Raw genomic sequence first — 11,523 nt, 5'->3', positions numbered from 1 at the left:
TCCCGCGCGCCACGCCGGGCTGCTCGCGGCAATGCTGCTGGCGTGCTCCGCGTTGAGCGCGACGGCCGCGGCAGCACCCGCCACCACGCCGGCACCGCAGGCGCGCGAGCAGTTGCTGCGCGACGGCTGCAAGACACTGGCGGCACGCGTGGCCGCCGTGCCCGGCAAGGGCCCCGTGATGCTCGGCAGCTACGAGCCCGCGCCCGGCGGCGAGCCGCTGCCGCCACCGCTGCAGCAATCCGCGTTCGTCTACGACAACGCGCTGGCCGGCGTGGCGCTGATCGCGTGCGGCCAGCCGGACGCCGCGCGCCGTATCGCCGACGGCGTGGTGGCGGGCGCCACGCGCGACCGCCACTACCACGACGGCCGCGTGCGCAATGCCTATCGTGCCGGCGCCGTACCCGATGGACCGGTACCGATGCCCGGCTGGTGGGATGCCCCGAGCAAGCGCTGGTTCGAAGACGCCTACCAGGTCGGCACCGCGACCGGCAATGTCGCCTGGGCAGCGCTGCTGCTGCTGGCCACCTACGAAGCCACGCATGAGCGCCGCTACCTCGACACCGCCGCGACGCTGATGACATGGATCGACAAGCAGACCTTCGGCAGCGAAAGCCCGGCCGGCTACATCGGAGGCTACTTCGGCCATGAGCCGACGCCGCGCCGCCAGGGCTGGAAGTCGACCGAGCACAACGTCGATGCCTATGCCGCGTTCCGCTGGCTTGCGCTGCGTACCGGCGACGCGCGCTGGAATGCCGCGGCGCAGCGCGCGCGCGGGTTCGTCGACGCGATGTGGCAGCCAGGCGATGGCCGCTTCGCGATCGGCACGCGCGACGACGGCCGCACGCTCAATGGCGAACCGTCGGCGCTGGACGCGTCACTGTGGCCGCTGATCGCGGTGCCCGAGTCGGCGGCATCGTGGCGACGCGCGCTCGACTGGACACGCGCACACCATGCCGCAGGCGGCGGCTATGGCTTCAACGCGCGGCCCGATGGCATGTGGACCGAGGGCACGGGCCAGGCCGCGCTGGTGCTGCGCGCCAGCGGCCGCGGCGAAGAAGCGCGCGCGCTGTGGCCGCTGCTGCTCGCGCAACGCGCACCGTCCGGCATGTTGTTTGCGACGCCCGAACCGCGCATCCGCACCGGTCTGTCCATCGGGCCGGATTCGACCACGGAAGACTTCTACTACTACCACCTGCCACACCTTGGCGCGACCGCCTGGGCCGTGCTCGCCGCTTCGGGCTGGAATCCGTTCCAGCCCGGCGGCAATTGCCCGGCGTGCAAGACCGTCGCCGCACAGGCGCAGGCCCCGCCCGACGACACACGCACGGAGTGACGATGTTCGCCTACTTTCTCGAAAACCGCATGCTGGTGCAGATCAATGCCGGCGCCTTCCTGATCGCGGTGCTGTGCCTGCGCGGTGACCGCCACCGTGCCGCGGACCGATGGCTGTTCGGCACCGCCGCAGGGGTTCTGCTGGTGGTGTACTACGTGTGGCGCGCGTCGCAGACGCTGCCGGATTGGCGCATGGATTTCCCGAGCCTGTGGGCGCACGCATTCTTCGGCTTCGAATCCCTGACCATCGCCTACACGCTGATCTCCATCATCACGCTGACGCGCACCTCGGACCACAGCGCCGCCGCCGATGCCAGCGAGGCCATGCTGCGGCGCAGCCGCCCGGCACCGGCCGTGGACATCTTCATCGCGACCTACAACGAAGGGCTGGACGTACTCGAGAAAACGATCGTCTCGGCGCTGGCGATCGACTATCCGAACTTTCGCGTGTGGGTGCTGGACGACACGCGGCGCGACTGGCTCAAGGCGTACTGCGCGCGTGTTGGCGCCTGCTACGTGACGCGGCCCGATAACACGCATGCCAAGGCCGGCAACCTCAACAACGGCCTGATGCACAGTGCGGCACAGCGCGGCGGCGGCGCGCCGTTCATCATGGTGCTCGACGCGGACTTCGCGCCCAACCGCAACATCCTGCTGCGCATCGTCGGCTTGTTCGACGACCCCGCCGTGGGCGTGGTGCAGACGCCGCAGTTCTACTACAACGCCGACCCCATCCAGTACAACCTGCGCTCGACCGAATGCTGGGTCGACGAACAGCGCGCGTTCTTCGACATCATGCAGCCGGCCAAGGATGCGTGGGGCACGGCGTTCTGCATCGGCACCTCGTTCGTGGTACGGCGCGAAGCGCTCGCGCGCATCGGCGGCTTTCCGACCGGCACCGTGACGGAAGATATCCACCTGACCTACCGGCTCATGCCGCACGGCTACACCACGCGCTGGCTGAACGAGCGCCTGAGCGTGGGCCTTTCCGCCGAAGGCCTGCCCGAATACATCAGCCAGCGCAGCCGCTGGGGCCTGGGCACCATCCAGGTCGCGCTGACCGCCGACGGGCCGCTGCGCGGGCGCGGCTACACCGGCCTGCAGCGCCTGCACTACATACATGGGCTGCTGCACTGGATCAGCCGGCCGTTCACGCTGATGCTGCTGGCGGGACCGCTGCTGTACTGGTACTTCGACGTGCCGACGCTATATGGCGATCCGCTGCAGTTCCTTGCCTACGGCGTGCCTGCGCTGCTGCTGTACTGGGCCTACAGCATCTGGGTGACCGGGTCGCGCGCGATGCCGATCTTCACCGAGGTGACGCAGATCGTCGCGGCGCTGGCGGTGACCGCCACGCTGGCCAGTGCGGTGATCAAGCCGTTCGGGCGGCCGTTCAAGGTCACCAACAAGGGACTCGACCGGTCGAAGCTGGTCGTGCACGGCAGGTTCGCCGCGCTGTACGGTGCGCTGTTCGTGCTGACCGGCATGGGGCTCGCGCGCGCTGTCGCCGCAGATGCCGACGCACCGGGCGTGTCGTTCAACATCGCGTGGACTGTCGTGTCGATGGTGCTTTACCTGGCATCGCTGCTGGTGTGCTTCGAACTGCCGCGACCGCGCAAGGAGGAGCGCTTCCCGTACCGGGCGCGCGCGCTGCTGCGCCTGCACGGGGCCGACGGCACGCCGCGCGAGTTCGCTGGCGTGACGCAGGACCTCTCCTGCAACGGCGCCGGGCTGTTCTGCGCGCGCGCGGCCGATATCCGGCCTGGCGCCGAAGGCGCGTTCTGGCTGGCGTCGCTGGGCTGGGTGCCGTGCCAGGTCGCCCGCACGCGCGACGGGCTCGTCGGCGTGTCGCTGCGGCCCGACATGGCCGCACGGCACCGGCTGATCCGGCTGCTGTTCAGCGAGCCCGCCCACAACATTGCCAATCAGGGCAGGCCGCGCGTCGCCATCGCACAGTTGCTGCGCCGCGCCTTTGCCGGCTGACCACGGATAAGCGACATGAAAGCACAGCAAACCCGGACCTTCCCGCCTCTCCTGCGCATCGCGACAGTGGCCATTCCGCTGGCGCTGACAGCCTGCACACTGGAGCCCACCTACGAGCGTCCCGCGCAGCCGGTGCCCAATGCCTGGCCAACCGGCGCGGCCTATGTACAAGGCACTGGCGCGCAGGCACAGACGCAGACGCAAACGCCGGCTGCCAGCCTCGGATGGGAAGACTTCTTCACCGATCCGGGCCTGCGCCGGCTGATCGAACTGGCGCTGGCCAATAACCGCGACCTGCGCATGGCGACACTGGCGATCGACCAGGCGCGCGCGCAATACCGCATCCAGCGGGCAGCGCAGTTCCCATCGCTCGACGCCAACGCGAGCACGGTTGCCACGCGCGTGCCTGGCGCGCTGATCGGCCAGGGGGCGCAGTCATCGGTCATCCACGCCTATGCTGCCGGCGTCGGCTTCAATGCCTTTGAACTCGATGTGTTCGGCCGCGTGCGCAGCCTCAAGCATGAAGCGCTGGAGCAATACCTCGCCGTGCAGGAGGTGCAACGCAGCGCGCAGATCAGCCTGGTTGCCGAGGTGGCAAGCGCCTACCTGACGCTGCAGGCGGACCGGGCGCTGCTGAAGATCTCGCAGGACACGCTGAAGGTCCAGCAAGACACCGTGCAGATGGTCGAGCGCAGCAAGCGCGCGGGCGGCATGGCGCAGATCGACATGCATCGCGCGCAGACGCAGCTCGAAACTGCACGCGTCGGCGTCGAACAGTACACACGTCAGGTCGCGCAGGACGAGAATGCGCTGACGCTGCTGGTAGGTACGCAGTTGCCGGCGGACCTGCCGCCGCCACAACCGTTCGAGAATACGTCCTTCGTCGCCGAGCTGCCGCCTGGCCTGCCCTCGGCGCTGCTCGAGCAACGGCCTGACATCATGGCCGCCGAGCATCGGCTGAAAGCTGCCAACGCCGACATCGGCGCGGCGCGCGCGGCCTTCTTCCCGAGCATTACGCTGACCGCGGCGATCGGCGTGGCGAGCACCGCGCTGGCGGGGCTGTTCTCGAGCGGCATGGCGTGGGCGTTCGCGCCCCAGCTCACCATGCCGATCTTCCATGGCGGGGCCGACCAGGCCAGGCTCGACGCGTCCAAGGTGCAGAAGGACATCAACGTCGCCGCCTATGAAAAGACCATCCAGCAGGCGTTCCGCGAAGTGGCGGACGGCCTCGCGGCCCGCGGCACCTACGACCGCCAGGCGGCGGCGCAGGAAGCGCTCTCTCGCGAGATCGAAGAAACGCGGCGCCTGTCAGAGATGCGGTTTCGCAACGGCGTGGACAACTACTTCCCGGTTTTCGACGCGCAGCGCCAGCTTTATTCGGCCCAGCAGACGCTGGTCACCATCCGGCTTGCGCGGTTGACGAGCCGCGTCGATCTCTACAAAGCGCTCGGTGGAGGCTGGTCCCAGACCTCGGCCAGGGCAGCCGTGCCGGCCGCACAATCTTCGGCGCCCACGGCTCAGGCCGCCGGCGCACCAGTCAGGATCGGCACGGCTTCCCGTTGAACGCGCACGCAGAGGGCATGCAAAACGGGCACCGTCGACGATCGCCGGTGCCCGCCATGACAGATCCTCTGTACCGCTATCTCACACCATCTCAATAGCGTGGCGCAGTGGACGACGTGCCCCCTGATGTGGCGCCACTGGCTGTACCACCGCTTGACGTCGCGCCTGGCGCCGTACCATAGCCGCTTCGCGGATGGCTGCCGGTGTTGTCTGTGACTGAGCCCGAGCCAGTCAGCGTGCCCCCGCCCGCGCCCGAACCGGACGCCGTCCCGGTCGCACTGCAGCCCGCCAGCGAGCCAAATGTGGCCGCCGCCATCATGCAAATCAGTATTTTCTTGCTCATGCTTTCCTCCATCTAAGCCTTGGTGACCGGCCGGGAGGCCAGCCTTGAGCCGGACCCGCTCTCCACGCCGATCCTGTGTTGGCAAAGGCAACTGCCATACCAACGTTGCCTCCGGCTACAAACCCGGCATATGTGCTTTGGTTTGCCTATCTCGTCTCGGGTCATGCTTTCTGTGGCAACGTAAGAACTTCCCGTTGATGTAGAAAATTCCCTAAGTGCAATGGCGCATGACCATCGAGAGGAGTTCCAGGCAAGAATTCCGCCTTTGCAGGCGCGGTATGTCCCTTGCGTCGGGAACGACACCGTGCCGTCATCACTCAACAACGTCCGAGTTCACCATGACCCCTTCGCACTGGTTGCGCCGCACCGCATGGCTGGCCGCCGCCGCCCTCGCCTGGATGGCGTGGCCTGTGCTGAGCGGCGCGCTGATGACCGTGTGGTATGCGACCCGGCTCGCCACCCTGCCGGCGCCGCAAACGCTGCCAGTTCCGGTGGCCGGCGTACGTGCCGCCGACCTGCGCGATACCTGGGGTGGCGCGCGTAGCGGGGGGCGCCGGCATGAGGGCATCGACATCTTCGCGCCACGCGGCAGGCCAGTGCTCTCGGCTACCGAAGGACTGGTGACGCGTGTCGGCACCAACCGGCTTGGCGGCAAGGCTGTGTGGGTCGTGGGCCCGGGCCGCCAGATGCACTACTATGCTCACCTTGACCGTTACGGCGAGCACAGTGCCGGAGACCGCGTGATGCCGGGCGCGGTGCTCGGTTACGTCGGCAATACCGGCAATGCGCAGGGCACGCCGCCGCACCTGCACTACGGCATCTACACGGCCGGCGGCGCCATCAATCCCTATCCGCTGCTTGCTGTGCCGGCACAGACGCCTGCAGGCAGGGGCCAACAAGCGAGGCAGCCATGAATCCCGCAGACGACGAACGCGCCATCCGTGAACTGGTCGAGGCCTGGTTCACTGCGAGCCAGCGCGGCGATACCGACACGGTGCTGGACCTGATGACCGACGATGTCGTCTTCATGGCCCCCGGGCAGGAGCCTTTCGGCAAGGCCGCCTTCGCGCAGGCATCCGCGGGCATGACCGGTGTCAAGATGCAAGGCAGCTATGACATCCGCGAACTGCAGGTGGTCGGCGACTGGGCCTACCTGCGCAATTTCATCGACCTGACCATCACGCCGCCCGACGGCAAGGCGATGCATCGCTCGGGCTACACGCTCACGCTGCTGCGCAGGGGGGACGATGGCAGGTGGCGGCTGAGCCGCGATGCCAACCTGCTTGCCGTGAGTCCGCCGTCAGCCCCCTGACGGAACGTTGAGCGGCGCGGCACTTACAGGGAAGACCGCACGCCCCTGCGCTGGGCGCCACCGCGTGCGATGCCCACGATGAAATCCCCATCCAGCCATTCCGGCCCGCTACGTACGTGCACCAGGGGCGGCTGGCTGCCCGCGATCCCATCCTGCGCATTACCACGCGTCGGCACGCCGCGCGCGCGATAGGCCGGATGGCTGCCCAGCACCTCGCGATTCAACGTATCGCTGAAGTAGAGCTGACTGGTCAGCACCTCGGCATTCGCGAGCAACACCTTGAAGTGGATGTGAACCGCGCGCGGCCGGTACCAGCCGGGATAGATCGTGACAAACGCCGCTGCGCCATCGGCGCTGGTTGGCTGCACGCCGCGCAGAAAACGCGTGGCGTCGCGCGGCCCGTCTTCACCGCTGTAGCTGCCCTCGGCATCGCAATGCCAGATACTGACCAGCGCACCCTGCACCGGCGTGCAGTCATGGTCGGCATCGACGACCATCAAGCGCAGGCGCAATGGTTGGCCGGGACGGCCGTCGCGGATGTCACTGCGCAGCTGAGCGTCGTTGAGATAGAAGGGGCCTTCGGTGGCCGCGGGGGTCAGCAGGCAGGCGGCGGCGTTCGGGCTTAGCGTCTGCGCCGCGCTGGCTGGGGCCAGCGTTGCCAATGCGGTCAGGGTGCCGAGTTCGCCAAGGAATTCGCGGCGAGTGGTCTTTTCGCGGTCGTCAGGAGACGAGACGGTCATGTGAAGCTCCCCTTGGGACATCGTGACACCAGTCTATGCTCGCCTGCCGCAGGAAAAAAGGACTGTGGCCGCACTAAGGGTCGGGCTTTACGCTTTGCAGCGTTCAGCGTGAAGGCCCAGGATGCCGCCGCCGGAGATCTTCAAAGGAAGCCAGTTCCCCCGCGATCGCGCTGGCCGCGACGGTGGCCGGACTGGCCAGCCAGACCTGGCCAGGCCCCGAGCGGCCGGGGAAATTCCGGTTGATCGAGCTGACTGTCACCTGATCCGTACGGATGGACGAGCCAGGACCACAATTGGCGCATGCGCCGCACGACGGCTGCAGGATGCGAGCGCCGACGGCTTCGAACGCAGCCATATACCCCTTGCGCTGGCAGTAGTCCCGCACATCGGTCGTGCCGAACTGCAGATACAGCGCCACATGCGCCGGAACGCGCAGTCCGCGTTCGGCAGCCCATTCGAAGACCGCGTGATACTGGTCGAAGTCCTCGCGCTTGCCCGCGGTGCATGATCCGCCGTACGCGATATCAACCCGCACTCGCGCGTCGAGGTCTCCCAGCGGCAGTCCGTTCCCCGGATCTCCGGGCCTGGCCACCATCGGCGTCAGCGCGCTGCAATCCACCGCGAGCGTCGCAGCGTAGACGGCGTCGTCGTCGCTGCGCATCCATGCTTCGGGCACGAAGTCGATGCCCCGGCGCTCACGCAGGAAACGCACGGTTTCTGCATCCGGCGCAACGATTCCCGTGAAGCCACCGAGTTCGGCACACATATTCGTGAGCGTCGCGCGCTCGTCCACGTTCATGGCGCTGACCACCGGCCCGGTGAACTCGAATACCTTGCCGACGCCCGCGCCCGATCGGATGGCGGGTTGCGCCAGCAGGTGCAGCACGACATCCTTGGCCGTCACGCCGGACGGCAAGGCGCCATGCAGGTCGACGCGGATCGATTCGGGCAGCGTCATGCGCACTGCTCCCGTGACAAACGCGTTGGCCATGTCTGTCGTGCCAACACCGAAGGCCACGCAGCCGAGTGCGCCGCTGTGCGGCGTGTGGGAATCCGTGCCGACAACGATCTGTCCTGGCAACACGTACCGCTCTGCCATCATCGCGTGCGAAATCCCTGCCGCGTTGCGGCTGTCATCGTTGCCGGGTTCCTCTTCGGTCAGCGTGCGATGGCAGGCCAGGCCATAGTCGCGCACGAAATCGCGCTGGGCATGCCGCATTTGCACGACGTTTTCGACCAGCCCGTTACGGACATGGGCGGGGCTCTCCCTGACGTAGGACGTGTGATCCTCGAACACGACGATGTGGTCGGCCTGCTTCAGTTGAACCGGTTTGCCGAAGGCACTGTGCAGCATGTGCGCGCACATGCCGGTGTAATACTCGTGAATGAACCGCCAATGCGCGCGCACGAAGATGCCATCGCCCGGCTCCGGGGCGGATGACGTCACGGGCGTAGCCAGCAGGTTGCGGCGCACGATCTTCTCGAACAACGTTTGTGGACGATGGCTTTCGGCCTCGGACGTCGGCGCGACGCTAGTCAGGTACTTGCGCCCAAACGGCAGCAGACCACCGTGGCTCAGGATCGACGCGGCTAGCGGGTCCCGCCCCTCGACGAGCATCTCCGGCGTGACCGGTTGTCCCGCCTCGATACGTTCGAGCAGCTCAAAATCCGTCGAGGTGTACAGCCCGATGTTGTCGGCGTTCTGCCGATAGATGCGCTCGAAGCTTTTCGCGACAACGAGCTGTATGCCGGCAAGCTTTTCCGCTGCCGGGCTATGCTCGCGCGACGAACCCTTGCCGTAGCGACGACCCGCCACCGTCACCGAGAATCGGCCCTTGCGCACCGAGTCCGGCGCGAACGGAAGACTGCCGCCAACCTTGAAGCCGGTGTACGGATATCGGCCCAGCGCATCGTCGTAGTGCGTCAGGATCGGTACCGGGGTGATCTCGTCGGTCGAGACATCGTCGCGAAGCGCACCGGCGGTCTCCAGGGTAAGGGTCTGGCCCGCCAGTTGCTGTTCCACGGCCGCCGGCGAGTCGGCCAGATACAGGACGCGGCAAGGGCGCTCCAGGACATTCATCAGTGGCTCCTGTGGGATATGCATGGACTTTACGTGCCGCCGTGCCGGAACGTGAAACGCTGATGTAGCATGGCCGCTATCGCCTGACGAGATATCAGGGTGCCCCTCGCCTTGGGTTGCCTTATACGACAGACCCCCGACATGCAGCGGATCGATCCGGTCAACATTCAACTCTTCCTCGCCGCTGCGCGCGAAGGCTCCATCAAGCGCGCTGCCGAGACCGAACACATTGCGCAGTCGGCGCTGAGCCGACGCATCGCGGATCTCGAGCGCAGCCTTGGCGTCGCGCTGTTCGTGCGCTCGCCCACGGGCGTGGTACTGACGGGGGCTGGCGAGCGCGCGCTGGAACTGGGGCGCAAGCTCAATGAGGACATCGCTGCCTTCGCGCGCGAAGTCCAGGACCTTGGCGACCAGATTGCCGGCATCGTGCGGCTCTCGGCCAGTCCGTCAGCCATCATCGGCTTTCTGCCGGAGCGTCTGCACGGCTTCAAGCTCGCACATCCGCTTGTGGAGATTGCCCTGTACGAGCGCTCGACGGCCGACAGCATTCGCGCATGCATGGACGACCGGGTCGATATCGGCATCGGCGTCGCGGCCAAGGCGCCCGCGGGGCTCGATGCCTGGCACTTTGCCAGCGATCCGCTCAATGTCGTGGTGCCCGTCGGCCACTCCCTGGCCAAACGGCGGCGCCTGCGGTACGCCGAGGTGCTCGATCATCCCCTGGTCGTGGTGCAGCAGGGCGGCGCGCTGGACCAGGAACTGCGCGAGCAGGCGGCGAATTTGCGCCTGCCGCTACGGCAAAGCGTTGCGGTATCCAGCTTCGAGGCCGGGTGCCGGATGATCGAGGCCGGACTTGGTATTGCGGTCCTTCCCACCAGCGCCAGCGCGGCCTACGCGGGGGCAGCGCGGTTTGTGCGCATCCCCCTGGACGAGCCGTGGAGCGACCGCCAGCTAATCGTCTATGCTCCGTACAAGCACCCGCGGCTACGCGCGATTTCCGCCTTGATTGAAGCGCTGCGGCAGCCCGGCGGGGCAGACGCTATGCCAGACTGAGATAGCCGATCCACCGGATTAGCACTCTTTTTGCCGCCAACCGCGGCACTACACTCCGTCCGACACAGGACCTCGCCGGCATTGGCGGGGCCGCACAACAGACGGAGACATGGAATGCCAACCTCATTGCCCCGGCAAGCGCGCAACGCGCTAGCCGCTCTGGCCACGCTTGCACTGCTCTGTGCGCCCGCCACTTCCGTGCGCGCCCAGTCTCCTGAAGGGAAACCCGTGCGCCTGATCGTGCCGACCCAGGCCGGCTCCCAGGCGGATGCCGTCGCGCGGGCCATGAGCCAGTCGCTCTCCAGGAATCTGGGGCATTCGGTTGTCGTGGAAAACCTGCCGGGCGCCGGCGGGGTACCTGGAACCCAGCAGATCGTCCGCGCGCCGCGGGACGGTTCGACGCTGGGATTGATCTCCTCGAACCACGTGATCAATCCGTTCATCTACAAGAGCATGCCGTACGATGCCCTGAAGGACATCACCCCGATTGCGGTGATCGGCACGCTGCCCCTCGTGCTGGTCGTGAATCCGTCGGTTCCCGCGAGCACGACGCGGGAGCTTGTTGCGTTGCTCAAGGCAAAGCCCGGCGAATTCAATTATGGCTCCTCCGGCAACGGCACCGTTCTGCATCTGGCGGCACAGCTGTTCGCAAGCGAGGCGAAGGTCAATATCAGCCACGTGCCGTACAAGGGCGCCGGCAACTACACGACTGATCTGATCGGCGGCCAGGTGCAGATCGGATTCCTGACCGTGCAGACCGTGCTGCCCTTGATCAAGGCGGGCAAGCTGAAGGCCATTGCCGTCTCCACCGCGCAGCGCGTGCCTGCATTGCCGGATGTGCCCACGCTCGCGGAATCCGGCGTCCCGCAATACAACTTCGATGCGTGGCTGGCGATTGTCGGGCCAGCCGGCATGTCGCCGCAAAACGTTGGCTACCTGCAGTCGAAGATCAGGGCGACGCTGCTGGAGCGCCAAGTACAGGACATGCTGGCCCAGCAAGGGGTTCTGGTTTCGACCTCCGGTTCGCAAGCCCCCGTCCCGTTCTTCAAGAGCGAACTCGACAAGCACGCCCGCATCGTCAAGCAGGCGGGCGCCACGCTGAACTGATCGCTCCTGC

At 67.0% G+C, this 11,523-nt stretch carries 9 protein-coding genes; 7 read left to right on the top strand and 2 right to left on the bottom strand.

What is annotated here, in order from left to right; genetic code table 11:
• Positions 1-31: 31 nt before the first annotated feature.
• The 5 genes from KHO41_RS23185 to KHO41_RS23165 all read left to right on the top strand — a co-directional run bounded on the left by KHO41_RS23185 (position 32) and on the right by KHO41_RS23165 (position 6,533).
• Positions 32-1,333 (top strand): hypothetical protein, encoded by a 1,302-nt coding sequence (locus tag KHO41_RS23185; protein ID WP_376989729.1) that lies wholly within the window; start codon positions 32-34, stop codon positions 1,331-1,333.
• A gap of 2 nt (positions 1,334-1,335) precedes the next feature.
• Positions 1,336-3,315, top strand: coding sequence for a glycosyltransferase family 2 protein (locus KHO41_RS23180; RefSeq protein ID WP_211955625.1), 1,980 nt, complete (start codon positions 1,336-1,338; stop codon positions 3,313-3,315).
• Positions 3,316-3,330: 15 nt separating this feature from the next.
• Positions 3,331-4,878 carry an efflux transporter outer membrane subunit gene (locus KHO41_RS23175; RefSeq protein WP_244873983.1) on the top strand — a complete coding sequence of 516 codons (1,548 nt, stop codon included), beginning with the start codon at positions 3,331-3,333 and terminating at the stop codon, positions 4,876-4,878.
• Between the two features lie 681 nt (positions 4,879-5,559).
• Positions 5,560-6,135 (top strand): M23 family metallopeptidase, encoded by a 576-nt coding sequence (locus tag KHO41_RS23170; RefSeq protein WP_211955624.1) that lies wholly within the window; start codon positions 5,560-5,562, stop codon positions 6,133-6,135.
• Positions 6,132-6,533 (top strand): YybH family protein, encoded by a 402-nt coding sequence (locus tag KHO41_RS23165; protein WP_211955623.1) that lies wholly within the window; start codon positions 6,132-6,134, stop codon positions 6,531-6,533. Before KHO41_RS23170 ends, KHO41_RS23165 begins: the two co-directional genes overlap by 4 nt.
• A gap of 23 nt (positions 6,534-6,556) precedes the next feature.
• Here KHO41_RS23165 and KHO41_RS23160 read toward each other — a convergent pair whose 3' ends face one another.
• Positions 6,557-7,273 carry an intradiol ring-cleavage dioxygenase gene (locus KHO41_RS23160; protein ID WP_211955622.1) on the bottom strand — a complete coding sequence of 239 codons (717 nt, stop codon included), beginning with the start codon at positions 7,271-7,273 and terminating at the stop codon, positions 6,557-6,559.
• Between the two features lie 103 nt (positions 7,274-7,376).
• Positions 7,377-9,353, bottom strand: a complete 1,977-nt coding sequence (locus tag KHO41_RS23155; protein ID WP_211955621.1) for an aconitase family protein — start codon at positions 9,351-9,353, stop codon at positions 7,377-7,379.
• A 141-nt stretch (positions 9,354-9,494) separates the two neighbouring features.
• Between KHO41_RS23155 and KHO41_RS23150 the strand changes: the two genes are divergently transcribed.
• Both KHO41_RS23150 and KHO41_RS23145 read left to right on the top strand, forming a co-directional pair.
• Complete coding sequence (locus KHO41_RS23150; protein ID WP_211955620.1) at positions 9,495-10,406, top strand: LysR family transcriptional regulator; 912 nt, start codon at positions 9,495-9,497, stop codon at positions 10,404-10,406.
• Positions 10,407-10,520: 114 nt separating this feature from the next.
• Positions 10,521-11,513, top strand: a complete 993-nt coding sequence (locus tag KHO41_RS23145) for a tripartite tricarboxylate transporter substrate binding protein (protein WP_211955619.1) — start codon at positions 10,521-10,523, stop codon at positions 11,511-11,513.
• The last annotated feature ends 10 nt before the right edge of the window (positions 11,514-11,523 follow it).

Source organism: Cupriavidus numazuensis (assembly GCF_905397435.1).
Lineage (GTDB): Bacteria > Pseudomonadota > Gammaproteobacteria > Burkholderiales > Burkholderiaceae > Cupriavidus > Cupriavidus numazuensis.
Note: the sequence above shows the minus strand (reverse complement) of the source record. Positions and strands in the feature narration are given on the sequence as shown.

Coding starts and splice junctions, on each gene's coding strand:
- KHO41_RS23185 (WP_376989729.1), top strand. CDS start 32: ATGCTGCTGGCGTGCTCCGCGTTGAGCGCGACGGCCGCGGCAGCACCC.
- KHO41_RS23180 (WP_211955625.1), top strand. CDS start 1,336: ATGTTCGCCTACTTTCTCGAAAACCGCATGCTGGTGCAGATCAATGCC.
- KHO41_RS23175 (WP_244873983.1), top strand. CDS start 3,331: ATGAAAGCACAGCAAACCCGGACCTTCCCGCCTCTCCTGCGCATCGCG.
- KHO41_RS23170 (WP_211955624.1), top strand. CDS start 5,560: ATGACCCCTTCGCACTGGTTGCGCCGCACCGCATGGCTGGCCGCCGCC.
- KHO41_RS23165 (WP_211955623.1), top strand. CDS start 6,132: ATGAATCCCGCAGACGACGAACGCGCCATCCGTGAACTGGTCGAGGCC.
- KHO41_RS23160 (WP_211955622.1), bottom strand. CDS start 7,273: ATGACCGTCTCGTCTCCTGACGACCGCGAAAAGACCACTCGCCGCGAA.
- KHO41_RS23155 (WP_211955621.1), bottom strand. CDS start 9,353: ATGAATGTCCTGGAGCGCCCTTGCCGCGTCCTGTATCTGGCCGACTCG.
- KHO41_RS23150 (WP_211955620.1), top strand. CDS start 9,495: ATGCAGCGGATCGATCCGGTCAACATTCAACTCTTCCTCGCCGCTGCG.
- KHO41_RS23145 (WP_211955619.1), top strand. CDS start 10,521: ATGCCAACCTCATTGCCCCGGCAAGCGCGCAACGCGCTAGCCGCTCTG.